20 protein-coding genes and 4 tRNA genes are annotated in these 23,390 nt (G+C 64.0%); 20 read left to right on the top strand and 4 right to left on the bottom strand.

Translation table 11 applies throughout. The annotated features are described in order from the left end of the window. Positions 1-14: 14 nt before the first annotated feature. From AC5O5I_RS20330 to AC5O5I_RS20300, 7 genes are all read left to right on the top strand, one after another. On the top strand, positions 15-1,226 hold the full coding sequence (locus AC5O5I_RS20330; RefSeq protein WP_172218584.1) for an O-succinylhomoserine sulfhydrylase: 1,212 nt from the start codon (positions 15-17) through the stop codon (positions 1,224-1,226). Then, positions 1,226-1,996, top strand: coding sequence for an SDR family oxidoreductase (locus tag AC5O5I_RS20325; protein ID WP_172218583.1), 771 nt, complete (start codon positions 1,226-1,228; stop codon positions 1,994-1,996). The genes AC5O5I_RS20330 and AC5O5I_RS20325 overlap by 1 nt, the downstream gene beginning before the upstream one ends. Positions 1,997-2,111: 115 nt before the next feature. Beyond that, a tRNA-Val gene (locus tag AC5O5I_RS20320) sits at positions 2,112-2,187 on the top strand. A 65-nt stretch (positions 2,188-2,252) separates the two neighbouring features. Next, a tRNA-Asp gene (locus AC5O5I_RS20315) sits at positions 2,253-2,329 on the top strand. Positions 2,330-2,429: 100 nt separating this feature from the next. Continuing rightward, positions 2,430-2,506 (top strand) — tRNA-Asp (locus tag AC5O5I_RS20310). Between the two features lie 141 nt (positions 2,507-2,647). Further along, positions 2,648-2,724 (top strand) — tRNA-Asp (locus AC5O5I_RS20305). Positions 2,725-2,925: 201 nt separating this feature from the next. Then, positions 2,926-3,744: a DUF2242 domain-containing protein gene (locus AC5O5I_RS20300; protein ID WP_494511449.1), complete on the top strand. Its 819-nt coding sequence runs from the start codon at positions 2,926-2,928 to the stop codon at positions 3,742-3,744. Positions 3,745-3,993: 249 nt separating this feature from the next. On the opposite strand, the gene AC5O5I_RS20295 is transcribed toward AC5O5I_RS20300, so the two are convergent. Then, positions 3,994-5,034, bottom strand: coding sequence for an AraC family transcriptional regulator (locus AC5O5I_RS20295; RefSeq protein WP_494511448.1), 1,041 nt, complete (start codon positions 5,032-5,034; stop codon positions 3,994-3,996). 4 nt (positions 5,035-5,038) lie between these two features. Continuing rightward, the gene (locus tag AC5O5I_RS20290; protein ID WP_172218577.1) at positions 5,039-6,157 is read right to left on the bottom strand and encodes a nitrilase-related carbon-nitrogen hydrolase; all 1,119 of its coding nucleotides are present in this window, start codon (positions 6,155-6,157) and stop codon (positions 5,039-5,041) included. Positions 6,158-6,424: 267 nt separating this feature from the next. Here AC5O5I_RS20290 and AC5O5I_RS20285 point away from each other — a divergent pair, with 267 nt between their 5' ends. Beyond that, on the top strand, positions 6,425-8,461 hold the full coding sequence (locus AC5O5I_RS20285) for an NADPH-dependent 2,4-dienoyl-CoA reductase (RefSeq protein WP_172218576.1): 2,037 nt from the start codon (positions 6,425-6,427) through the stop codon (positions 8,459-8,461). 135 nt (positions 8,462-8,596) lie between these two features. Beyond that, positions 8,597-9,490: a 1-aminocyclopropane-1-carboxylate deaminase/D-cysteine desulfhydrase gene (locus AC5O5I_RS20280; protein ID WP_494511447.1), complete on the top strand. Its 894-nt coding sequence runs from the start codon at positions 8,597-8,599 to the stop codon at positions 9,488-9,490. On the opposite strand, the gene AC5O5I_RS20275 is transcribed toward AC5O5I_RS20280, so the two are convergent. Together AC5O5I_RS20275 and AC5O5I_RS20270 are read right to left on the bottom strand one after the other, a co-directional pair. Next, the gene (locus AC5O5I_RS20275; protein WP_172287434.1) at positions 9,481-10,026 is read right to left on the bottom strand and encodes a cytochrome b; all 546 of its coding nucleotides are present in this window, start codon (positions 10,024-10,026) and stop codon (positions 9,481-9,483) included. The two genes, AC5O5I_RS20280 and AC5O5I_RS20275, sit on opposite strands and share 10 nt — an antisense overlap. A 223-nt stretch (positions 10,027-10,249) precedes the next feature. Beyond that, entirely contained in the window at positions 10,250-11,272 is a 1,023-nt protein-coding gene (locus AC5O5I_RS20270) for a DUF1853 family protein (protein ID WP_494511446.1), read from the bottom strand. On the opposite strand from AC5O5I_RS20270, the gene AC5O5I_RS20265 reads away from it, so the two are divergent. From AC5O5I_RS20265 to AC5O5I_RS20215, 11 genes are all read left to right on the top strand, one after another. Next, entirely contained in the window at positions 11,271-12,161 is an 891-nt protein-coding gene (locus tag AC5O5I_RS20265; protein ID WP_016485536.1) for an NAD(+) kinase, read from the top strand. The genes AC5O5I_RS20270 and AC5O5I_RS20265 overlap by 2 nt on opposite strands. Continuing rightward, complete coding sequence (locus AC5O5I_RS20260) at positions 12,161-13,132, top strand: metallophosphoesterase (protein ID WP_172218573.1); 972 nt, start codon at positions 12,161-12,163, stop codon at positions 13,130-13,132. Before AC5O5I_RS20265 ends, AC5O5I_RS20260 begins: the two co-directional genes overlap by 1 nt. Beyond that, positions 13,129-14,016, top strand: coding sequence for a rhomboid family intramembrane serine protease (locus AC5O5I_RS20255; RefSeq protein ID WP_172218571.1), 888 nt, complete (start codon positions 13,129-13,131; stop codon positions 14,014-14,016). Before AC5O5I_RS20260 ends, AC5O5I_RS20255 begins: the two co-directional genes overlap by 4 nt. A 13-nt stretch (positions 14,017-14,029) precedes the next feature. After that, positions 14,030-14,290 (top strand): YeaC family protein, encoded by a 261-nt coding sequence (locus AC5O5I_RS20250; RefSeq protein ID WP_172218569.1) that lies wholly within the window; start codon positions 14,030-14,032, stop codon positions 14,288-14,290. Next, on the top strand, positions 14,287-15,117 hold the full coding sequence (locus AC5O5I_RS20245; protein WP_172218567.1) for a DUF2797 domain-containing protein: 831 nt from the start codon (positions 14,287-14,289) through the stop codon (positions 15,115-15,117). Before AC5O5I_RS20250 ends, AC5O5I_RS20245 begins: the two co-directional genes overlap by 4 nt. A gap of 13 nt (positions 15,118-15,130) precedes the next feature. Beyond that, on the top strand, positions 15,131-17,788 hold the full coding sequence (gene pepN, locus AC5O5I_RS20240; protein ID WP_494511445.1) for an aminopeptidase N: 2,658 nt from the start codon (positions 15,131-15,133) through the stop codon (positions 17,786-17,788). Between the two features lie 332 nt (positions 17,789-18,120). Beyond that, positions 18,121-19,146: a WD40/YVTN/BNR-like repeat-containing protein gene (locus AC5O5I_RS20235; protein WP_494511444.1), complete on the top strand. Its 1,026-nt coding sequence runs from the start codon at positions 18,121-18,123 to the stop codon at positions 19,144-19,146. Then, entirely contained in the window at positions 19,143-21,542 is a 2,400-nt protein-coding gene (locus tag AC5O5I_RS20230; RefSeq protein WP_494511443.1) for an efflux RND transporter permease subunit, read from the top strand. Before AC5O5I_RS20235 ends, AC5O5I_RS20230 begins: the two co-directional genes overlap by 4 nt. A 151-nt stretch (positions 21,543-21,693) precedes the next feature. Then, the gene (locus AC5O5I_RS20225; protein WP_172218561.1) at positions 21,694-21,984 is read left to right on the top strand and encodes a DUF5629 family protein; all 291 of its coding nucleotides are present in this window, start codon (positions 21,694-21,696) and stop codon (positions 21,982-21,984) included. Next, entirely contained in the window at positions 21,950-23,080 is a 1,131-nt protein-coding gene (locus AC5O5I_RS20220) for a lactonase family protein (protein ID WP_494511442.1), read from the top strand. The genes AC5O5I_RS20225 and AC5O5I_RS20220 overlap by 35 nt, the downstream gene beginning before the upstream one ends. A 122-nt stretch (positions 23,081-23,202) precedes the next feature. After that, on the top strand, positions 23,203-23,382 hold the full coding sequence (locus AC5O5I_RS20215) for a hypothetical protein (protein WP_172218557.1): 180 nt from the start codon (positions 23,203-23,205) through the stop codon (positions 23,380-23,382). The last annotated feature ends 8 nt before the right edge of the window (positions 23,383-23,390 follow it).

The raw sequence follows: 23,390 nt of genomic DNA, 5'->3' as shown, positions 1-23,390 counted from the left end.
CAGGGAGCGACGGCATGACGGATCAATGGGATGCCGGGCGACTGGACAGCGACCTCGAGGGTGTCGGATTCGACACCCTGGCGGTACGCGCCGGTCAAAACCGTACACCGGAGGGCGAGCACAGCGAAGCGCTGTTCCTGACCTCCAGCTATGTGTTCCGCACGGCAGCCGATGCTGCTGCGCGCTTTGCCGGTGAAACACCGGGCAACGTCTACTCGCGCTACACCAACCCGTCCGTACGCGCCTTCGAGGAGCGGCTGGCGGCCATGGAAGGCGCCGAGCAGGCCGTGGGCACCTCCACCGGCATGGCGGCGATTCTGGCCGTGGTGATGTCGCTGTGCAGTGCCGGCGACCATGTGCTGGTGTCGCAAAGCGTCTTCGGCTCGACCATCAGCCTGTTCGAAAAATACTTCAAGCGCTTCGGCCTGCAGGTGGACTATGTGCCTCTGGTCGACCTCGGTGGCTGGGAACAGGCCATAAAAGCCAATACCAAGCTGCTGATCGTCGAGTCGCCATCCAATCCGCTGGCCGAGCTGGTCGATATCACCGCCCTCAGCGAAATTGCCCATGCTCGTGGGGCCATGCTGGTGGTCGACAACTGTTTCAGCACCCCGGCGCTGCAGCAGCCGCTGAAACTGGGCGCCGACATCGTGTTCCATTCGGCCACCAAGTTCATCGACGGCCAGGGTCGCTGCATGGGCGGCGTGGTTGCCGGCCGTGCCGAGCAGATGAAAGAAGTGGTGGGCTTCCTGCGTACCGCAGGCCCCACCCTCAGCCCATTCAACGCCTGGATCTTCACCAAGGGGCTTGAAACCCTGCGCTTGCGCATGCGCGCGCACTGCGAAAGCGCCCAGGCGCTGGCTGAATGGCTGGAGCAGCAGGATGGCGTGGAAAAGGTGCATTACGCCGGCCTGCCGAGCCACCCGCAGCACGAACTGGCCAAGCGCCAGATGAGTGGTTTTGGTGCGGTGGTCAGCTTCGAGGTCAAGGGTGGCAAGGAAGGCGCCTGGCGCTTCATCGACGCTACCCGGGTAATTTCGATCACCACCAACCTGGGTGACAGCAAGACCACCATCGCCCACCCGGCTACCACCTCCCACGGCCGCCTGTCGCCGCAGGAGCGAGAAGCCGCAGGTATCCGCGACAGCCTGATCCGCGTTGCCGTGGGCCTGGAAGACGTGGCCGACCTGCAGGCCGACCTGGCGCGTGGGCTGGCCGCGCTGTGATGGAGATCGGCGGCGCTGTGCCCGGCCACAACGGCCGGGTAGCCTTGGTAACCGGTGCCGCCCGCGGCATCGGCCTGGGCATTGCCGCGTGGCTGATCTGCGAAGGCTGGCAGGTGGTGCTCAGCGACCTTGATCGCTCGCGTGGTGCCAAGGCGGCCAAGGCCCTGGGCGACAATGCCTGGTTCATCACCATGGATGTCGCCGACGAGGCCCAGGTCAGCGCCGGGGTCTCCGAGGTGCTGGGCCAGTTTGGACGCCTGGACGCGCTGGTGTGCAACGCGGCCATCGCCAACCCGCACAACCAGACCCTCGAAAGCCTCAGCCTGGCGCAGTGGAACCGCGTGCTGGCGGTCAATCTCAACGGCCCGATGCTGCTGGCCAAGCATTGTGCGCCGTACCTGCGTGCGCACAATGGGGCGATCGTCAACCTGACGTCTACCCGGGCGCGCCAGTCCGAGCCTGACACCGAAGCCTATGCGGCGAGCAAGGGCGGCCTGGTGGCCTTGACCCATGCGCTGGCCATGAGCCTGGCCCCGGAGATCCGCGTCAATGCGGTGAGCCCGGGCTGGATCGACGCCCGCGACCCGTCACAGCGCCGTGCCGAGCCCTTGACCGAAGCCGACCATGCCCAGCACCCCACGGGCAGGGTAGGGACCGTCGAAGATGTAGCGGCCATGGTGGCCTGGCTGTTGTCGCGTCAGGCGGCTTTTGTCACCGGCCAGGAGTTTGTGGTCGATGGCGGCATGACCCGCAAGATGATCTACACCTGAGCGTGATGCTCTGCCCTGTCTTTTTGAAAAAAATTCAATGGGGCTATTGACTTAGCTTCGCCACCTGCGTAAATTTCGCGGCCTCAGCGAAGCAAACGCAACAAGCAACATCGCGGGGTGATTAGCTCAGCCGGGAGAGCATCTGCCTTACAAGCAGAGGGTCGGCGGTTCGATCCCGTCATCACCCACCACTTCCTGAGAGTTCCTGGTGCAAACGGTTTCGCAAGAAGCTGAATGCCGGAGAGGAATGCACTGCGCAGCGGTAGTTCAGTCGGTTAGAATACCGGCCTGTCACGCCGGGGGTCGCGGGTTCGAGTCCCGTCCGCTGCGCCATTTTCAAGTAACAGATGGGTGCCTGGCACCGGTCTGAAGCCACAAGGCAAATTGCCTTTGGCTGATCCCAGTTTCAATCGGGCGCAAGCCTGAACGATACGCAGCGGTAGTTCAGTCGGTTAGAATACCGGCCTGTCACGCCGGGGGTCGCGGGTTCGAGTCCCGTCCGCTGCGCCATCTTCGTTTCAAGGTCCCTAGAACACCTTGAAGCACACACAGAGGAAGCGATCACGTCATCGCTTTTTTTGTGCCTGCCCTGAGGCCACTGCGCCGGAAGGGTAGACCCAGGTTTCAATCGGGCGCAAGCCTGAATGATACGCAGCGGTAGTTCAGTCGGTTAGAATACCGGCCTGTCACGCCGGGGGTCGCGGGTTCGAGTCCCGTCCGCTGCGCCATCTTCGCCTCAAGGCCCCTTGAACGCCTTGAAGCTACGAAAAAAGCGACCTTCGGGTCGCTTTTTTCGTTTCTGCACCTGGCGATCCTCTGTCTTTACCCGGATTTACACCAACCTGACAGGTTCTTCACCGACCAGCGGTTCCTGTGCCTGCCTGCTGTGTTGCACAATAGGCACCTTCTCGACATACCCGGAATTCGCAATGACCAGATCTTCCGTCTTTGGTGCGCTCGGGCTGGCCCTGGTGCTGGCGGGGGTGAGCGGTTGCTCTTCGAAAAAGGCCGCCGTCTACGAGCACGAGAACTTCGATGACTCGGGCACCTACTCGCGCAGCTTTCCGGTGAGCGACGCCGGCTCTTGCGAGGCCGCCCGGCGTGCCTTGCTCAGCCAGGGCTACATCATCACCAACAGCGGCGCCAACCAGGTGGTGGGTAACAAGAGCTTTCAGCAGAACAGCGACAATCACCTGCAGATCAGCTTCAACGTCACCTGCGCACCGGACGCGAGTGACGAGCAGCGCTCGACCATGTTCGCCAACGCCCTGCAGGATCGCTACGCGCTGAAAAAGTCCAACACCTCTGCCAGCCTGGGTGTGGGGGTGCTCGGTTCGGTGTCGATGCCGATCGGCTCCAGTGACGACTCGATGGTCAAGGTGGCCAGCGAGACGGTGACGGCGGCGCAGTTCTATGACCGCTATTTCGCTTTGGTGGAGAGCTACCTGCCCAAGCCGAAGAAAGTGGACAAGCCCAAGGCCGAGGCGCCCAAGGCCGAAAAGCCGACCGTGACCCTCGGCCTGCCCGAGCAGGCTGTTGCGGCTCCAGCTCCAGCTCCAGCTCCAGCTCCAGCTCCCGCTCCGGCTCCAGCCCCAGCCCCTGAAGCGGCACCGGTGCCTGAGGCGGTAGCGGCGCCAGTAGTGGATGACAGCCAAGGCTCGCAGCCTGTGGTACCGCCCGCGGATGCGGCGCCGATTCAGGTACAGCAAGACGCGCAGCCTGCCGAAGCCGCTTCCCCCTCTCTTTGATCGACCGGTGCGGAACGTACACAACTTCTGTAACAGACGCGCGGCGATAACTTCCGGAACACCTGCTACGTTTACCACTCATAAGCTTGTCATCATTTCTTCACCCTACCTGCTTAGGTTGAAGGCGATACCGACCAAGATAAAATGAGCAAGAGGACGCAGGGCCATGGATGAATACCAGGAAGAACTACTCGAAACCCAGGCTTACGAACTGGACACCCCGGAACCGGCTGACGACGCCACTGAGCTTTAGCCCGCCCGCCGCTGGCTGCGGCGGAACTCCCCCGGCGTAAGGCCCGTCCAGCGCTTGAACGCGCGCTGGAAGGCCTCCGCCGACGCAAACCCCAACAGATAGGCAATTTCGCCGAAGGCCAGCTCCGTATCGCGGATGTAGGTTTCGGCGAGGTCGCGCCGTGTTTCGCTGAGCAAGTCGCGAAACCGCGTGCCTTCCTCGGCCAGCCTGCGGCGTAGCGTCCAGGTCGGCAGTTGCAGGTGCAGCGCCACTTCTTCCAGGTCCGGTTCACGGCCACCATGCAGCAGCGGGCCAAGCAGGTGCGTGATGCGCTCACCCAGGCTGCGCACCCGTGTGCGCTGCTGCAACTCGCCCTCGCAAAGTTGAAGCAGGTGCTGCCAGGTGCTCGGGCAATGCCGTGGGTTGGCCAGCTGCAGCGTAGTCTGGCTCAGGCGTAGCTGGTTGCCGTCGGCATTGAACTGCACGGGTGAGCTGCACAGGGGCTGGTAACTGGCAACATAGGCGGGCGCGGCGAATTCTATTTCCAGGCGTTCGGCGTGCACCGGCGTACCGGCCAGGTCCGCAAGTTGTGCCAGCCAGCCAGCCAGCAGCGAGTCGACCACAAAGCGGTTGTAGGCGTTGTAAGGGCTGATGGAGTAGAAGCGCAGCCAGGCACCGTGGGCATCTTCATGGAAGCTGGAGTGCCCACGGTAGTTGGCCGCATACAGCGGCTCGAAGCGCAGCAGGGTACGCGCCGCCTCGCCCAGGGTGGGCGCCTGGGCCGCAGTGACCCCGGCCAGGCCGGCATGCGCCAGGCGGCTCAGGCGCCCCATGTACAGGCCCAGCGCAGGCTCCCCGCACAGTTCGATGGCGGCGTGGCCCAGGTGCATGTAGCGGGGGATCGACAAGCGCGCGCCCGCTGTACCCAGGCGTGCCGCGTCCAGGCCATAGCGGCGCAGCAGCGGCTCGGGGTCATGGCCCAGCTGGAGCAGGGCTTCGCTCAGCGGCTGGACAAAGCCGACCGACAGGTCGCCCAGGCGCACGCGGGGGCGGGGCATGGGCCTACAACCACAGGTTCAGCAGGCGGGCGCCGGGGCTTGGCGTACCCGCCAGCAACTCACCCGACTGGCGTGCAAAGCCCTGGCCATCACCGGCCTGTTCCCAGAACTGCCCCCGCATGAACACGCTGATGCTGCTGACGCTGGCTCCGGCTGCCTCGGTCAGGCGTTGCCAGGCGGTGCGCTCGCTGACTTCGCCGCGCTGCAAGGCAAGCCCGTTGCTGGCCTGCTGATGACGATTGCCACGCCACGGCGCGTCCCAGCTGCCCTTGCCGGTCAGGAACACCGGGTTGGCAATCAGCTGTACCGACTGCTGTGCCAGCTGTTGGTGGTTCTGCGGGTACCAGCTGTCGCTGCCCACCAGCACGCCCAGGCGCCCGGCAGGGGTTTGCACGACCTGCAACGGGTGCTGGCGGCCATCGTGAACGTAGCGGCGCATTTCGCTGTCGGGGAACTGCTGGCGCTGGGGCTCGCCCAGCAGCGAGCCGTCACCGGCAAACACCACGCTGCTGTTGAACAGCGGGCCACGGCCGGCATGCAGTACGCCGTGTTTCACATAGGGCGCAGGCAGCACGATGGAGCCGGCTACCAAGGTAACGCCGAACTCCTTGGCCAGGCCGCCGAACAGTTGCTGGTAGTCCGCCGCCATCTGTTCGGCCTTCATGCGCAGGTGCGCATCGGCGCGCCAGTCGTCGCCGTCGCTGCCGAGCATGGCCAGGCCGTAGCGCAGCGGGTTGCTCAGCTCCAGCCATTGCAGGGCCTCGCGGCTTTGTGTCACCTGGTAAAGCTCGTTTTTCTCACCGCGCGCCCACAGCCAGGTGCCGATGTGCTCCGGCAGCACCACCACTGTGCGTGGGCTGACCAGCCCGTGGGCACGCGCCTGCTCCAGGTAAGCGGCCAGCTTGCGGTGCAGGCGCTGCAGGTTCTGGTAATCACTGGGGTAGAGCAGTGGCTCGACGCCCAGCAGGTTGCCGCGCTCACCTGGCACCCCATGGTTGAGTGCCAGCTCGATGCGCAGGTCGGACAGGTAGTGGCCTTCCGGGCGCTGCTGGGTCCAGAAGCCGTAGCCGCAAAGGGCGGCGATCATCACCAGCGCCAAGGCGCTTGCCAGGAGTTTTCGCATTGAACCGTGTCTATTTCAGTTGAAACCGTGACAAGGGTACGAGCAAACCGTCTGCCAGCGGAAGGTCATTTGTTCATAACCTGCTATCGACGCCACCAAGGATACCCCACCGGCACAATTGCGCGACCAGCTGTTCGATAGGGTCATGAACTTGTGAGTTAAGATCATTGAGCAGATTCAAACGGCTGTTTAATGTCGCTGACAGACAATCGACGGGGCCCGGTGAGGCACCCGCATTCCGTGATCACGCCACCTGGGGACCTTTCCATGGCCGCCGACCGCTACCCGCACCTGCTCGCACCGCTGGACCTGGGCTTCACCACCTTGCGTAACCGTACGCTCATGGGCTCGATGCATACCGGCCTGGAAGAACGCCCCGGTGGTTTCGAGCGCATGGCGGCGTATTTTGCCGAGCGCGCCCGTGGTGGCGTCGGCCTGATGGTGACCGGTGGTATCGCGCCCAACGATGAGGGTGGGGTGTACTCCGGTGCGGCCAAGCTCAGCACCGAAGAAGAGGCCGACAAGCACCGCATTGTCACCGAGGCGGTACATGCTGCCGATGGCAAGATCTGCCTGCAGATCCTGCATGCCGGGCGGTATGCCTACAGCCCGCGCCAAGTGGCGCCCAGTGCGCTCCAGGCACCGATCAACCCGTTCAAGCCCAAGGAACTGGACGAAGCGGGCATCGAGAAGCAGATCGCCGACTTCGTCAATTGCGCGGTGCTGGCCCAGCGCGCGGGGTATGACGGCGTCGAGATCATGGGTTCGGAAGGCTACTTCATCAACCAGTTCCTCGCTGCCCATACCAATCACCGTACCGATCGCTGGGGCGGCAGTTATGCGAACCGCATGCGCCTGGCGGTCGAGATCGTCAGCCGGGTGCGTGGCGCGGTGGGGCCGAATTTCATCATCATCTTCCGCCTGTCGATGCTCGACCTGGTGGAGGGGGGCAGCACCTGGGACGAGATCGAGCTGCTGGCCAAGGCCATCGAGCAGGCTGGCGCGACCCTGATCAACACCGGCATCGGCTGGCACGAAGCGCGTATCCCGACCATCGCCACCAAGGTGCCGCGCGCGGCGTTCAGCAAAGTTACCGCCAAGCTGCGCGGCGTGGTGAGCATTCCGTTGATCACCACCAACCGCATCAACACCCCCGAGGTGGCCGAGGCGGTGCTGGCCGAGGGTGATGCGGACATGGTTTCGATGGCTCGGCCGTTCCTGGCCGACCCGGATTTCGTCAACAAGGCGGCCGCCGGCCGGGCTGATGACATCAACACCTGCATCGGCTGCAACCAGGCCTGTCTGGATCACACCTTCGGCGGCAAGCTGACCAGCTGCCTGGTCAACCCGCGTGCCTGCCATGAAACCGAACTCAACTACCTGCCTGTGCGGCAGGTGAAGCGTATTGCCGTGGTCGGCGCAGGCCCGGCCGGCCTGGCTGCGGCCACGGTGGCGGCCGAGCGTGGCCACACGGTGACCCTGTTTGACGCCGCCAGCGAAATCGGCGGGCAGTTCAACGTGGCCAAGCGCGTGCCGGGCAAGGAGGAATTCAATGAAACGCTGCGTTACTTCCGCAACAAGGTGGCCAGCACGGGCGTGAACCTGCGCCTGAATACCCGTGTCGACGTCCAGGCGCTGGTAGACGGTGGCTTTGACGAGATCATCCTGGCCACCGGTATCGCCCCACGCATCCCGGCCATTCCCGGGGTCGAGCATGCCAAGGTGCTGAGCTACCTGGATGTGCTGCTCGAGCGCAAGCCGGTGGGCAAGGCGGTTGCGGTGATTGGTGCGGGCGGCATCGGTTTTGACGTTTCCGAGTACCTGGTACACCAGGGCGTGGCCACCAGCCAGGACCGTGATGCGTTCTGGAAGGAGTGGGGCATCGATCGCCATCTTGAAGCGCGCGGTGGTGTGGCCGGGATCAAGGCCGAGCCGCATGCCCCGGCGCGTCAGGTATTCCTGCTGCAGCGCAAGAAATCCAAGGTGGGTGATGGCCTGGGCAAGACCACCGGCTGGATTCACCGGACCGGGCTGAAGAACAAGCGGGTGCAGATGCTGAGCAGTGTCGAATACCTGGGTATTGACGACGCCGGCTTGCATATTCGCGTGGCGGACGGCGAGCCGCAGGTGCTGCCGGTGGACAACGTGGTGATCTGCGCCGGGCAGGATCCCTTGCGCGAACTGCAGGAAGGGCTGGTGGCGCAGGGGCAGTCGGTGCACTTGATAGGCGGGGCTGATGTGGCGGCCGAACTGGATGCCAAGCGGGCGATCAATCAAGGGTCGAGACTGGCGGCTGAGCTTTGAGGATGCCGGGGCCGCTATGCGGCCCATCGCCGGCAAGCCAGCTCCCACAGGTACCGCGTAGCTTTTCAGGCCTGTGGGAACTGGCCTGTCGGGGATGGGCGCAAAGCGACCCGATTTCCCTGTAAACTGCGATGCATGCATGCACTCGAGCTTCCCCCAGCCCCCCTGCAACCCCTGAGCCTGCATTGGCTGCAACACGGCGGGGTTGAAGCCGCGATCCTCCGCCTGGACCTGATCGACCCGCTGATCAGCGGCAACAAGTGGTTCAAGCTTCGCCATCATCTGCAGCAAGCTGGCAACAGCAAAGCCCCGGGCTTGATCAGCCTCGGCGGCAACCATTCCAACCACCTGCACGCGCTTGCCGCCGCCGGCAAGCGCTTCGGCTTTGCCACCGCCGGCCTGCTGCGCGGCCACGCCCAGGACACGCCCACGGTGCGCGACCTGCAGGCGCTGGGCATGGAGCTGCACTGGCTTGGCTATGGCGGCTATCGCGCACGCAACGAACCAGGGTTCTGGGAGCCCTGGCAGGCACACTACCCCGGTTGGCATTGCATCCCCGAAGGCGGCGGCGGGCTGGCCGGTGCCCAAGGCTGTGCACTGATCCTGCAGCAGGCGCGCTCACAAATCGCGACATTGGGCTGGTCGGACTATGACAGCTGGTGGCTGGCTGCCGGTACAGGTACCACCTTGGCCGGGCTGGTAATGGCCGAGGCGGGTGCGCACACCGTGCATGGCGCATTGGCCGTACCCAGGGATCATGGCGTGGCGGAAACGGTGGCGGCACTGGCAGGCGGACAAGGCTACCAGCTGCACGATGCTTGCCGGGGTGGCTTCGGCACGTTCGACGATGAGCTGCTAGCCTTCGTCGCCCACTGCGAGCAGCACACCGGCGTACCTCTCGAAGCACTCTACACTGGCAAGGCGCTGATGGCGCTGCGCGAACAGGTCGAGGCCGGGCTGTTCGCGCCCGGCACTCGCCTGATCTTCGTGCATACCGGTGGCCTGCAGGGTCGGCGCGGCTACTTGTAAGGCAGCATGCGCAGCAGCGTGTTGTCGCGCTGCACATAGTGGTGATACAGCCCTGCCAGTGCATGCAGGCCGATCAGCCAGTAGCCCCAACTGCCGATACGTTCATGCCAGCCTTTGATGAACTTGGCCTGGTCCGGGTCCGCGCCGATCAGGTGCGGCAGCTCCAGGCCGTAGAACGGCACCGGCTTGTCGGCGGCGCTGAGGATCAGCCAGCCGGCCAGCGGCAAGCCGATCATCATCAGGTACAGCGCCAGATGCATCAGGTGCGCCAGGCCGGTCTGCCAGGCCGGTGGCTTGGGCAGGATCGGCGGGGTCGGGCGGCTGAGGCGCACGGCCAGGCGTAGCCAGACCAGCACGAACACGCTGAGCCCGAGCATGAAATGCAGGTCTTTCATCAGGTTGCGTTCAGCGCTGTCCTTGGGGAACAGGCCGCGCAGTTCGATGCAGGCGTAGACGGCTGCCAGCAGCACCAGCATCAGCCAGTGCAGGGCAATCGACAGGCGCGCGTAATGGGTCGCGGGGGTGGATGAAACCATGGTCGTTCCTCGTCATCAGGTCGGGATGGCGCTCTTGTTGGCGCTCAGGTACCACTTTAAGGGTTACCGGGAACAGATCATTGCGCTGGGTCTGTGAAAACTGTGTTGTCTGTGCTGGCCCCATCGCCGGCAAGCCAGCTCCCACAGGTACGGCGTTGAGCCCGAGGCCTGCGCAGTACCTGTGGGAGCTGGCTTGCCGGCGATAGGGCCGGTACAGGCAACATCATGCCTCGGGCAAAAATGGCCAGCTGTCAGCCACCAGAAACACCCGCTCTGCCTCCTGCCAGGTACCGTCGGGATCCGGCTTCAGCCGCACCAGCAACTGCGCCGGCGCCTGCCGTGCCAACACATGCAGCCAGGCCGCAAACTGTTCTGCCTGCCAGCACTCACCCGCTTCTACCCGCGCCGGCGCCAGCCAGGCATGCCTTTGCAGTGGCTGCCAGCGCTCACCCTCAGCCATGACCCAGTCCCGCCGCCGCAGCCAACGCCCGCGCAGATGCTGCGGGTTGGCACCCGCCGGCGGCTCGGCATGTCCGGCCCATGGATAAAACAGGTAGCCGCCCAGCCAGGCATGTGCCTGCACCTGGCCAACCCCAAGCCGGGCCAGCAGAACGCGGCTGTGTGCCCCCGCCGACATCGGCAACTGGTGCTTCGCCAGGTGCCCAAGCTTGATCCCCAGCCGGTCATGGCAGCCCGGCCCCAGCCAGGTGCAGGGGTCGTGTCCGGAGCCTTCCGGCCCCAGATACAGCTTGATGGCCAGTTCCAGATGGTGCACCCCGTCGCGGTCGCGCAGCACCACGTCCAGCTCACCCAGGGTGTGCCCGCCGTCGCGGATCGCCAGGTTGGCCGCCAGCAGTTCGATGCCCGGCGCCTGGCCCAGGGCAAACTGCCACAGCCGTTCGTAATAGTGCCCCAGGCGCCCGCTACCCAATTTCGCCAGCCAGTCCTGCAAAGGGCGATCGTCGGCATCCAGCGCTCGCAGCCAGTCTTCAAGCTGGCGCGGTTGATCCGCCCAAAGGCTGCCTGCCAATGGGTGGCGCTGGGGGCAGGGCGGGGCACTGAGCAAGGGCGGCGACAGCAGCGCCCAGGCCAGGTCGCGCACGGCGGGGCGCTGCAGTTGCCGGGGCAGGTCGTCGATCTGGGCGAATGGCGTCATGCTGCGAGCATAGCCGGTTTGCCGCTGCCCGGTGGTTTCGCCCATAATCGGCGCATCGTCACCCGCCGCAGAGCCTCGCAGGAGCCCCATGGAGCAATTTCGCAATATCGGTATCATCGGTCGCCTTGGCAGCTCGCAGGTGCTCGACACCATTCGCCGACTGAAAAAATTCCTCCTCGACCGCCACTTGCACGTGATCCTCGAGGACACCATCGCCGAAGTGCTGCCCGGTCACGGCCTGCAAACCTCCACCCGCAAGCTGCTGGGTGAAGTCTGCGACCTGGTCATCGTCGTCGGCGGCGACGGCAGCCTGCTGGGCGCCGCGCGCGCCCTGGCCCGGCACAACATTCCGGTGCTGGGTATCAACCGTGGCAACCTGGGCTTCCTTACCGACATCCGCCCCGACGAACTGGAAGAAAAGGTCGCCGAAGTGCTCGACGGCCACTACCTGGTGGAAAACCGCTTCCTGCTGCAGGCCGAGGTGCGTCGCCATCACGAAGCCATCGGCCAGGGCGATGCGCTGAACGATGTGGTGCTGCACCCGGGCAAGTCCACACGCATGATCGAGTTCGAGATCTATATCGACGGCCAGTTCGTCTGCAGCCAGAAGGCCGACGGCCTGATCGTCGCCACCCCCACTGGCTCGACCGCCTATGCGCTGTCGGCTGGCGGCCCGATCATGCACCCCAAGCTCGATGCCATCGTCATCGTGCCGATGTACCCGCACACCTTGTCGGGCCGGCCGATCGTGGTCGACGGCAACAGCGAGCTCAAGATCGTGGTGTCCAAGGACCTGCAGATCTACCCGCAGGTGTCCTGTGACGGCCAGAACCACTTCACCTGCGCCCCCGGCGATACCATCACGGTCAGCAAGAAACCGCAGAAACTGCGGCTGATCCACCCGCTGGACCACAATTACTACGAGGTCTGCCGCACCAAGCTCGGTTGGGGCAGCCGCCTGGGGAGCAGGGACGACTGATGCTCGATCCGGCGCGAAGTTTCGACATCATCGGTGACGTGCACGGCTGTGCACTCACCCTCGAACGCCTGCTCGACGCCCTCGGATACAAGCGTGTAGCCGGCGTATGGCGCCACCCGAGGCGCCAGGCGCTGTTCCTTGGCGACATCGTCGACCGCGGCCCACGCATCCGCGAGGCGCTGCACATCGTCCACGACATGGTCGAGGCGGGGCAGGCGTTCTGCATCATGGGCAACCACGAATACAACGCCCTCGGCTGGGTGACCCCGGCGCTGCCCGGCAGCGGCAAGGAATACGTGCGTGAACATACGCCACGCCATGCCCGGCTGATAGACGAAACCCTCACCCAGTTCGCCCAACACCCGGGCGACTGGCACGACTTCGTCAACTGGTTCTACCAGCTGCCGCTGTTCATCGACGCCGGGCGCTTCCGCCTGGTGCATGCCTGCTGGGACCCACGGCTGATCGAGCCGCTGCGCCAGCAATACCCCGATGGGCGTATCGACCAGCATTTCATCCAGGCCTCGGCGGTAAGCAACAGCTTCGCCGCCACCGTGTGCAACCGCCTGCTGCGCGGCACCGACATGCGCCTGCCCGACGGCCTGACCCTGACCGGCGGCGATGGCCTGACCCGCGCCTTTTTCCGCACCAAGTTCTGGGAAGAAGACCCGCAAACTTACGGCGACATCGTGTTCCAGCCCGATGCCCTGCCCGAAGCGGTGGCCAGTGCACCGCTCAGCCACAGCCAGAAGAACGCCCTGCTGCGCTATGGCGAAGACGAGCCGTTGCTGTTTGTCGGCCACTACTGGCGCAGCGGCCATCCCGCGCCCATCCGCCCCAACCTGGCCTGCCTGGACTACAGCGCCGTGCTCTACGGCAAAATGGTTGCGTACCGGCTGGATGATGAAACCCGCATCGACCCGCACAAGTTCGTCTGGGTCGACGTCGACCGCCCACAGGCCAACCAATGAACATTATCGAAGTGATGCGCCTGCCGCTGTCGGTCGACCTCAGCGGCTTCGTCCACCTGCTGCAGCGCCTGCAGGTGCCGCACCGGGTCAGTGAAGAGGGCGAGGTCCAGGTGCTCTGGGCCCCCGATACCCTGGCCGAAGACGTCCGCGAACTCTACCAGCGCTTCCCGGAGGGTAACGCCGATATCCCGGCAACCGATGACCCCGCAGGAGCGGGTTTACCCGCTAATGGCCCCACGCAACCTTCCCTGGCAGCCCAGGCCAAAGCCTGCAAAATCACCACCCTGACCCTGCTGCTGTGCTTCATCGTCGCCGGCCTGACCAGCCTGGGCGACAACTTCACCACCATCAGCTGGTTCACCTTCCTCGACTTCCGCGTGCAGGGCGACTACCTGTACTTCACCTCGCTGGCACAAAGCCTGGATCAAGGCCAGTGGTGGCGCCTGGTGTCGCCCATGCTGCTGCACTTCGGCGTGCTGCACCTGGCCATGAACAGCCTGTGGTACTGGGAACTGGGCAAACGCATCGAACTGCGCCAGGGCCCGTGGATGCTGCTGGGCCTGACTCTGCTGTTCAGCCTGGTGTCCAACCTGGCCCAGCACTACACCAGCGGGCCGAGCCTGTTCGGTGGCCTGTCCGGCGTGCTGTACGGCCTGCTCGGGCACATCTGGCTATACCAGTGGCTTGCCCCCAACCGTTACTTCAACCTGCCCAAGGGTGTGCTGGTGATGATGCTGATCTGGCTCGTGGTGTGCCTGACCGGCGTGGTCGGCACCCTGGGCCTGGGCCAGATCGCCAACGCCGCGCATGTCGGCGGGTTGCTCATCGGATGCCTGACCGGGCTCTTGGGCGGGGCGCTGGCCCGGCGTAAACTGTCGGCTTGAATCAGGAGACACTATGTCCACTTTCGCGCAAATGATCGAAAACATCACCCCGGATATCTACGAGAGCCTGAAACTGGCCGTGGAAATCGGTAAATGGTCGGATGGCCGCAAGCTCACCGCCGAGCAGAAAGAACTGTCGCTGCAGGCCGTTATTGCCTGGGAGATGAAAAACCTGCCCGAAGACCAGCGCACCGGCTACATGGGCCCGCAGGAATGCGCCTCCAAGTCGGCGCCGATCGCCAATATTCTGTTCAAGTCGGACTCGGTACATTGATCGAACTCGCTCGTGGCTCTTTGAGCAAGATGACGGTAAGCCTGCAGGCACCGGTGGTGCAGTACAGCTTTCGCCTGGATGACACGCAGGTGCCGGTCAACCCGCTGATTGGCCAGCGCCTGCGCCTGGAATACCTTGGCGCCATTCACTGCAGCCATTGCGGCAAGCGCACCAAGACCAGCTTCAGCCAGGGATACTGCTACCCGTGCATGACCAAGCTGGCCCAGTGCGATGTGTGCATCATGGCCCCGGAAAAATGCCACTATGACGCCGGCACCTGCCGCGAACCGTCGTGGGGCGAACAGTTCTGCATGACCGATCACGTGGTCTACCTGGCCAACTCGTCGGGCATCAAGGTCGGCATCACCCGCGCCACCCAGCTGCCCACCCGCTGGCTCGACCAGGGTGCCAGCCAGGCCCTGCCGATCATGCGCGTGGCCACCCGCCAGCAATCCGGGCTGGTCGAGGATATCCTGCGCAGCCAGGTGCCAGACCGCACCAATTGGCGCACGCTGCTCAAGAGCGACGCCGAGGTGCTGGACCTGCCGGCCATCCGCGACCAGATCTTCGATGCCTGCGCCGACGGCCTGCGCGAGCTGCAGGGACGCTTCGGGCTGCAGGCCATCCAGCCGCTGGCCGACGCCGAAGTGGTGCAGATGCGCTACCCGGTCGAGGCCTACCCGACCAAGATCGTCAGCCATAACCTGGACAAGAACCCAGTGGTTGAAGGTACGCTGATGGGTATCAAGGGCCAGTACCTGATCTTCGATACCGGTGTGATCAATATTCGCAAGTACACGGCCTACCAGTTGGCCGTGCTCCAGTAAAAAGGACCTGCACATGCGTACCGAACAACCGCAAGTGATCTACCTCAAGGACTACCAGGCGCCCGAGTACCTGATCGACGAGACGCACCTGACCTTCGAACTGTTCGAGGACCACACCCTGGTCCATGCGCAACTGGTCATGCGCCGCAACCCCGAGCGCGGGGCCGGCCTGCCGCCACTGGTGCTGGATGGCCAGCAGCTGGAGCTGCAGCGCGCGGCCCTGGATGACCAGGAACTGCAGCCGGGCGACTACCGGCTCGAAGCCGACAGCCTGACCCTGCACCCCAAGGCCGCGAACTTCACCCTCGATACCAGTGTGAAGATCCACCCTGAAAGCAATACCGCGCTGGAAGGCCTGTACAAGTCCGGCAAGATGTTCTGCACCCAGTGTGAGGCCGAGGGCTTCCGCAAGATCACCTACTACCTCGACCGCCCGGACGTGATGAGCACCTTCACCACCACGGTGATCGCCGAGCAGCATCGCTACCCGGTCCTGCTGTCGAACGGCAACCCGACGGGCAGCGGGCCGGCCGAGGATGGCCGCCACTGGGCAACCTGGGAAGACCCGTTCAAGAAGCCAGCCTACCTGTTCGCGCTGGTGGCCGGTGACCTGTGGTGCGTCGAGGACAACTTCACGCGTCAGTCAGGCCGTGATGTGATGCTGCGCATCTACGTCGAGCCCGAGAACCTCGACAAGTGCGACCACGCCATGGTCAGCCTTAAGAAGTCCATGCGCTGGGACGAAGAAGTCTATGGCCGTGAGTACGACCTGGACATCTTCATGATCGTCGCGGTCAATGACTTCAACATGGGCGCCATGGAAAACAAGGGCCTGAACATCTTCAACTCCAGCTGTGTGCTGGCCCGCGCCGAAACCGCTACCGATGCCGCGCACCAGCGCGTCGAAGGTGTGGTCGCGCACGAGTACTTCCACAACTGGTCGGGTAACCGGGTTACTTGCCGCGACTGGTTCCAGCTGTCGCTGAAGGAAGGCTTCACGGTGTTCCGCGATGCCGAGTTCAGCGCCGACATGAACTCGCGCACGGTCAAGCGGATCGAGGACGTGGCCTACCTGCGCACCCATCAGTTTGCCGAAGACGCCGGCCCCATGGCCCACCCGGTGCGCCCGGACAGCTTCATCGAGATCTCCAACTTCTACACCCTGACCGTGTACGAGAAGGGCGCCGAAGTGGTGCGCATGGTACGTACCCTGCTGGGTGCCGATGGCTTCCGCAAGGGCAGCGACCTGTATTTTGAGCGCCACGATGGCCAGGCGGTGACCACCGACGACTTCATCAAGGCCATGGAAGACGCCAATGGCGTCGACTTCACCCAGTTCAAGCGCTGGTACAGCCAGGCTGGCACCCCCCGCCTGGACGTCAGTGAAGCCTATGATGCCGCCGCGCAGACCTACAGCCTGACCTTCCGCCAGAGCTGCCCGCAGACTCCGGACAAGGCGCAGAAGCTGCCGTTCGTGATTCCCGTGGAACTGGGTCTGCTGGATGCCGCAGGCAATGACCTGCCGCTGCAACTGGCTGGCGAAACCGCTGCCCAGGGTAGCAGCCGCGTGCTGTCGGTGACCGAGGCCGAGCAGACCTTCACCTTCCATGGCCTCAAGGCCAAGCCGCTGCCGTCGCTGCTGCGCGGCTTCAGCGCCCCGGTCAAGCTCAGCTTCCCTTACGACCGCGATCAGCTGATGTTCCTGATGCAGCATGACAGCGACGGTTTCAACCGCTGGGAAGCGGGCCAACAGCTGTCGGTGCAGGTGTTGCAGGAACTGATCGGCCAGCACCAGCGCGGTGAAGCGCTGCAGCTCGACCAGCGGCTGATCAAGGCCTTGGGCACTGTGCTGGGCAATGAATCGCTGGACCCGGCCATGGTCGCGGAAATGCTCTCGCTGCCGGGTGAGGCCTACCTGACCGAAATCAGCCAGGTGGCCGACGTGGATGCCATCCACAATGCCCGCGAGTTCGCCCGCAAGCAGATCGCCGCACAGTTGTTCGACGCCCTGTGGGCGCGCTACCAGGCCCATCGTGAGGTGTCGCGCGGCACTGCCTACGTGGCCTCGGCCGAGCACTTCGCCCGCCGCAGCCTGCAGAACATCGCGCTGTCGTACCTGATGCAGAGCGGCAAGCCGCAGGTGCTGGAGGCGACCCTGGAGCAGTTCGAGCACTGCGACAACATGACCGAGCGCCTTACCGCGCTGGCGGTGCTGGTCAACTCGCCGTTCGAAGCCGAGCGGGCCAAGGCGCTGGAAGCCTTTGCCGAGCACTTCAAGGACAACCCGCTGGTGATGGACCAGTGGTTCAGCGTGCAGGCGGCCAGCACGCTGCCGGGCGGGCTGGCGCGGGTCAAGGCGCTGATGCAGCACCCGGCGTTCACCCTGAAGAACCCGAACAAGGTGCGTGCGCTGGTCGGTGCGTTTGCCGGGCAGAACCTGGTCAACTTCCATGCGGCGGATGGCTCGGGGTATCGCTTCCTGGCCGACCTGGTGATCGAGCTGAATGCGCTGAACCCGCAGATTGCCTCGCGTCAACTGGCGCCGCTGACCCGCTGGCGCAAGTATGACGCTGCGCGTCAGGGCCTGATGAAAGGCGAGCTGGAGCGGATTCTCGCGTCTGGCGAGCTGTCCAGCGATGTCTATGAAGTGGTGAGCAAGAGCCTGGCGTAAGCCTGCTAGAAACCGGGGCTGCTGTGCAGCCCATCGCCGGCAAGCGCGGCTCCCACAAGATAATCACAAGCGCCGAAGGTTGTGATAGTCCTGTGGGAGCCCACAAGATAATCACAGGCTTGAAGGTTGTGGTATTCCTGTGGGAGCCGCGCTTGCCGGCGATGGGCCGCACAGCGGCCCCGGTTTTTTCCGGTTAACAAAACATAACGTCCCGCGCGTTGTAATCGCGCAACCTTCCCCGATACGATCCCCCCAAGCCTCTAACACAGGCTTTTCACAGCACAGACCCAACAAGAACAACACAACAGGGGATGGTCATGAAGCAGCGGGTGATGACGCAGACCAGGCGTGGTGCCTGGCCATTGGCCGCCAGCGCAGCGCTGGCGCTGGCATTGGGGGTATGGGCCGACAGCGCCCAGGCCGCCGCAGCCGACGAATACTCCACCGAATCGGCCAAGGCCAGCCAAAGCCTGCTGATCGGCGCCACCCATGCCGGCAAACGCCTGGTGGTGGTGGGGGATCGCGGCCACATCCTGTTCTCCGATGACCAGGGCAGCACCTGGACCCAGGCCCGGGTACCCACCCGGCAACTGCTCACCGCCGTGTTCTTTTTCGACGACAAGCGCGGTTGGGCGGTCGGCCATGACGCGCAAATCCTCGCCAGCAGCGACGGTGGCGCCACCTGGAGCAAGCAGTTCGAAGACCTTGCCCGCGAAGCACCCTTGCTCGACATCACCTTCCTTGACGCCCAGCACGGTTTTGCCGTGGGTGCCTACGGCGCCTTGCTGGAAACCACTGACGGCGGCCAGCACTGGCAGGACGCGGCCGAGCGCCTGGACAACCCCGACCAGCTGCACCTCAACGGCATCGCCCGGGTGCGTGACGCCGGGCTGTTCATCGTTGGCGAGCAGGGTGGCATGTTCCGCTCCGCCGACAACGGTCAAACCTGGGCCAAGGTCCAGGGTCCCTACGAGGGCTCGCTGTTCGGCGTGATCGGCACTGCCCAGGCACACACCCTGCTGGCCTACGGTCTGCGCGGCAACCTGTTCCGTTCCACCGACTTCGGCGACAGCTGGCAGCCTATCGAGCTGAAGGCCGCGCGCGGCGCGCTCGAATTCGGCCTGGCAAGCGCTACGCTTCTCGATAATGGCAACCTGGTGCTGGTCGGCAATGGCGGCAGCGTGCTGCGCAGCAGCGACGACGGCCACACCTTCAGCGTCTACAACCGCGCCGACCGCATTGCCCTGGCCGGCGTCAGCGGCCTGGCCGACGGTGGCCTGCTGCTGGTGGGACAGGGTGGTGTACACCTGGCCAGCGCCGAAGGTGCGGACCAGCCTGCCGCGCAGGTGCGTCCATGACCAGCAGGGAGAGCATCAGCATGCAGCCGCACCACCAGGACAAGGCCACACTGCTCGAACGCCTGATCTTCAACAACCGCCCCGTGGTCATCGCCCTGTGCGTGCTGGTCAGCATTTTCCTGTTCTGGCAGGCCACGCAGATTCGCCCCTCCACCAGCTTCGAGAAGATGATCCCGCTGCAGCACCCGTTCATCGAGCAGATGATGGAGCACCGCAACGACCTGGCCAACCTTGGCAACACCGTGCGCATCTCGGTGGAAGCGGTGAATGGCGACATCTTCGACAAGGACTACATGGAGACCCTGCGGCAGATCCATGACGAGGTGTTCTACATACCGGGCGTCGACCGCGCCGGGCTGAAGTCACTGTGGAGCCCCAGCGTGCGCTGGAGCGAGGTCACCGAAGAGGGCTTTTCCGGTGGCGAGGTGATCCCCAACACCTACAACGGCTCGCAGGACAGCCTCGACACTTTGCGTGACAACGTGCTCAAGTCCGGCCAGGTTGGGCGCTTGGTGGGCAACAACTTCAAGTCCAGCATCGTCGACGTGCCGCTGCTGGAGAGCTACCCCGACCCGCAGGACCCGGGCAAGCAGGTGAAGCTGGACTACCAGCAGTTCTCGCACCTGCTCGAAGAAAAGATCCGCGACAAGTTCCAGGCGCAAAACCCCAATGTGAAAGTGCACATCGTCGGCTTCGCCAAGAAGGTCGGTGACCTGATCGATGGCCTGGTGATGGTGGCGATGTTCTTCGGCGTCGCCCTGGCCATTACCTGTGTACTGTTGTACTGGTTCACCTGGTGTATCCGCAGCACCATCGCCGTGCTCATCACCACCCTGGTAGCGGTGGTCTGGCAGCTGGGGATGATGCATGCGGTGGGCTTTGGCCTGGACCCGTACTCGATGCTGGTGCCGTTCCTGATTTTCGCCATCGGTATTTCCCACGGGGTGCAGAAAATCAATGGCATCGCCCTGCAGTCGAGCGGCGCCGACAATGCGCTTACGGCAGCGCGGCGTACCTTCCGTCAGCTGTTCCTGCCGGGGATGATTGCCATCCTCGCCGATGCGGTGGGCTTCATCACCCTGCTGATCATCGACATCGGGGTGATTCGCGAACTGGCGATCGGCGCCTCTATCGGCGTGGCGGTGATCGTGTTCACCAACCTGATCCTGTTGCCGGTGGCCATCTCCTATGTCGGGATCAGCAAGAAGGCGGTCGAGCGCAGCAAGAAGGACGCGACCCGCGAGCACCCGTTCTGGCGCCTGCTGTCGAACTTCGCCAGCGCCAAGGTGGCACCGGTGTCCGTGGTGCTGGCGCTGGTCGCCTTTGCCGGTGGCCTGTGGTACAGCCAGAACCTGAAAATCGGCGACCTCGACCAGGGCGCGCCAGAGCTGCGCCCAGACTCGCGCTACAACCAGGACAACAACTTCATCATCAGCAACTACTCGACCAGCTCAGATGTGTTGGTAATCATGGTCAAGACCCCGTCCGAGCAGTGCTCGGTGCATGCGACCATGGCGCCGATCGACGAGCTGATGTGGACCATGCAGAACACGCCCGGCGTGCAGTCGGCAATTTCCCTGGTGACTGTGTCCAAGCAGGTGATCAAGGGTATGAACGAGGGCAACCTGAAATGGGAAACCCTGTCGCGCAACCCCGATATCCTCAACAACTCCATTGCCCGCGCCGACGGCCTGTACAACGGCGACTGCTCGCTGGCGCCGGTGCTGGTGTTCCTCAACGACCACAAGGCCGAAACCCTGGAGCGGGTCACTGCTGCGGCCAAGGCGTTTGCCGACAGCCATAACAAGGAAGGCCTGCAGTTCCTGCTGGCGGCGGGCAACGCCGGGATCGAAGCAGCGACCAACGAAGTGATCAAGTCGGCCGAGCTGACCATCCTGATCCTGGTGTATATCTGCGTGGCGGTGATGTGCCTGATCACCTTCCGTTCGTTTGCCGCCACCTTGTGCATCGTGCTGCCGCTGGTGCTGACCTCGGTGCTGGGCAACGCACTGATGGCTTACATGGGGATCGGGGTGAAGGTGGCGACCTTGCCGGTGGTGGCGCTGGGGGTGGGCATTGGCGTGGACTATGGCATCTACATCTACAGCCGTCTGGAAAGCTTCCTGCGTGCCGGGCTGCCGTTGCAGGAGGCCTATTACGAAACCCTGCGCTCGACCGGCAAGGCGGTGTTGTTCACCGGGTTGTGCCTGGCCATCGGGGTGTGCACCTGGATCTTCTCGGCGATCAAGTTCCAGGCGGACATGGGGCTGATGCTGACCTTCATGCTGTTGTGGAACATGTTTGGTGCGCTGTGGTTGTTGCCGGCGCTGGCGCGGTTCCTGATCAAGCCTGAGAAGATGGTGGGCAAGGAAGGGGGATCGATTTTCGCCCATTGAATCGCAGGGGGCCGCTGTGCGGCCCATTCGCAGCACAAGGCTGCTCCTGCCAGGGCGTTCGCGATCTGCTGTAGGAGCAGCCTTGTGCTGCGAATGGGCTGCAAAGCAGCCCCAAGGCTATAATGCCGGCTCATTTCAAATTGGTACCTCCATGTCCCCCCTCGCCACCGCCCTGCAGTCTTGCGACATGCTCCTGATCGACGGCCTGCATGCCTTCGACTTCACCAGCGACGAAACCGGCCTGACCATCGAATGCATGGACGGCCGTCAACTGCGCCGCTGGTCTTTCACCTCTGAACAAGTCGCCGCCGCCATCGCCAACGGTGATGAATGGCAGCTCGACGATGCCAATGGCGAGCATCGGCTAGTCTGTATGAGTGCCTTTCGTGCCCCGGATGAAGACCAAGATGAACCGGATCTGGACCAGCCTGCTGACCGCTAGCCTGATGAGCCTGACTTTCAACGCCCATGCCGCCACCTTGCTGGTCGGTAGCTACACCGATGGCGCCAGCCAGGGTATCTACCGTTACCAGTTCGACGAAAAAACCGGCCATATCGACCCCGTGCCGCAGCAGGTGGTGAAGAGCGTCAGCCCGTCGTGGCTGGTGCTGTCGGCCGATCAGCGTCAGCTGTTCACGGTCAATGAAACCCCCGGTGGTCACGCCAGCAGTTTCAGCGTCAGCACCAAGGGCGAGATCAAGCCCCTCAACCAGGTGACCACCAAGGGCGACGAGCCAACTCACGCCAGCCTCAGCCGTGACCAGCGTTACCTGTTCGTGGCCAACTATGCAGTTGCACCCGACCCCGGTGGCAGCCTGGTGGTGATCCCGGTGGCCAAGGACGGCAAGCTCAAGCCGCTGGTACAGCAGTTGCGGCACAAGCCCAGCGGCGTCAACCCCGAGCGCCAGGCCGGTGCTCACGTGCATTCGCTGGTACTGTCGCCCAACGGCCAGCATGTCTACGCCTGCGACCTGGGCGCAGACAAGGTGTTCATCTACAGCTATGACGGTGCCAGCGTGGACAAGCCATTGAGCCCGGCAAGCCCTGCTTCGGTGGACTTGCCGCCGGGCAGTGGACCCCGTCATTTGCTGTTCGACGCCAAGGGCCGGCATGCCTACCTGACGCTGGAAATGAGCGGCGAAGTGGTGATGTTCGACGTCAAGGACGCTGCGCTGCTCCCGCGCCAGCGCTTGCCGCTGACCGAACAGCCGGATGCGGCAGCCAAGGCGGCGGGGGGGCTGCACCTGTCGGCCGACGGGCGCTTCCTGTATGTCAGCAACCGCGGCACGGCGAACCAGATCGTGGTGTTCAGTGTGGGCAAGGACGATGGCCAGCTGACGCTTCTGCAGCGGCGGTCGGTAGAAGGCGATCACCCGCGCGAGTTTGCCCTCGACCCGAGTGACAACTTCTTGCTGGTGGCCAACCAGAAGAGCAACCAGATCGTGGTCATGCGCCGCGATCCGCGCAGCGGCAAGCTGCTGGAGACGGTGCAGACGCTGAAGCAGGAGGCGCCTTCGGACTTGAAGTTCCTGGAGTGATATCGATCGGCGTGATAATCGATACTGCCGCAATGAATTTTTGCATGCGGCCTCTGCGGCGTAAGTTTGATCCAAGGCCCAAACGGGCCACCGTCAAACCACCGCCGTCGAGGTCAGCCCAGATGAACTTCAATCTCTTCCCGGTCATCGCCGCATCCGCCATTTCTGCCTCAGTGGTACTGCCCACGCATGCCCATGCCGATTCCACTCGCAAGGCATCCGCAAACCACAGCTACACCGAGCAGTACCTGCGCCAGAGTGCCAACTTCCACGCGGCCCTGAGTGGCAAACATAACCATTGAATCCTGTA

Source organism: Pseudomonas sp. 9_2_1, from assembly GCF_059295275.1.
Note: the sequence above shows the minus strand (reverse complement) of the source record. Positions and strands in the feature narration are given on the sequence as shown.

What these genes read in the sequence shown, in the direction of transcription:
- AC5O5I_RS20330 (WP_172218584.1), top strand. Translation starts at nt 15, where the DNA reads ATGACGGATCAATGGGATGCCGGGCGACTGGACAGCGACCTCGAGGGT.
- AC5O5I_RS20325 (WP_172218583.1), top strand. Translation starts at nt 1,226, where the DNA reads ATGGAGATCGGCGGCGCTGTGCCCGGCCACAACGGCCGGGTAGCCTTG.
- AC5O5I_RS20300 (WP_494511449.1), top strand. Translation starts at nt 2,926, where the DNA reads ATGACCAGATCTTCCGTCTTTGGTGCGCTCGGGCTGGCCCTGGTGCTG.
- AC5O5I_RS20295 (WP_494511448.1), bottom strand. Translation starts at nt 5,034, where the DNA reads ATGCCCCGCCCCCGCGTGCGCCTGGGCGACCTGTCGGTCGGCTTTGTC.
- AC5O5I_RS20290 (WP_172218577.1), bottom strand. Translation starts at nt 6,157, where the DNA reads ATGCGAAAACTCCTGGCAAGCGCCTTGGCGCTGGTGATGATCGCCGCC.
- AC5O5I_RS20285 (WP_172218576.1), top strand. Translation starts at nt 6,425, where the DNA reads ATGGCCGCCGACCGCTACCCGCACCTGCTCGCACCGCTGGACCTGGGC.
- AC5O5I_RS20280 (WP_494511447.1), top strand. Translation starts at nt 8,597, where the DNA reads ATGCATGCACTCGAGCTTCCCCCAGCCCCCCTGCAACCCCTGAGCCTG.
- AC5O5I_RS20275 (WP_172287434.1), bottom strand. Translation starts at nt 10,026, where the DNA reads ATGGTTTCATCCACCCCCGCGACCCATTACGCGCGCCTGTCGATTGCC.
- AC5O5I_RS20265 (WP_016485536.1), top strand. Translation starts at nt 11,271, where the DNA reads ATGGAGCAATTTCGCAATATCGGTATCATCGGTCGCCTTGGCAGCTCG.
- AC5O5I_RS20270 (WP_494511446.1), bottom strand. Translation starts at nt 11,272, where the DNA reads ATGGGGCTCCTGCGAGGCTCTGCGGCGGGTGACGATGCGCCGATTATG.
- AC5O5I_RS20260 (WP_172218573.1), top strand. Translation starts at nt 12,161, where the DNA reads ATGCTCGATCCGGCGCGAAGTTTCGACATCATCGGTGACGTGCACGGC.
- AC5O5I_RS20255 (WP_172218571.1), top strand. Translation starts at nt 13,129, where the DNA reads ATGAACATTATCGAAGTGATGCGCCTGCCGCTGTCGGTCGACCTCAGC.
- AC5O5I_RS20250 (WP_172218569.1), top strand. Translation starts at nt 14,030, where the DNA reads ATGTCCACTTTCGCGCAAATGATCGAAAACATCACCCCGGATATCTAC.
- pepN (WP_494511445.1), top strand. Translation starts at nt 15,131, where the DNA reads ATGCGTACCGAACAACCGCAAGTGATCTACCTCAAGGACTACCAGGCG.
- AC5O5I_RS20235 (WP_494511444.1), top strand. Translation starts at nt 18,121, where the DNA reads ATGACGCAGACCAGGCGTGGTGCCTGGCCATTGGCCGCCAGCGCAGCG.
- AC5O5I_RS20230 (WP_494511443.1), top strand. Translation starts at nt 19,143, where the DNA reads ATGACCAGCAGGGAGAGCATCAGCATGCAGCCGCACCACCAGGACAAG.
- AC5O5I_RS20225 (WP_172218561.1), top strand. Translation starts at nt 21,694, where the DNA reads ATGTCCCCCCTCGCCACCGCCCTGCAGTCTTGCGACATGCTCCTGATC.
- AC5O5I_RS20220 (WP_494511442.1), top strand. Translation starts at nt 21,950, where the DNA reads ATGAACCGGATCTGGACCAGCCTGCTGACCGCTAGCCTGATGAGCCTG.
- AC5O5I_RS20215 (WP_172218557.1), top strand. Translation starts at nt 23,203, where the DNA reads ATGAACTTCAATCTCTTCCCGGTCATCGCCGCATCCGCCATTTCTGCC.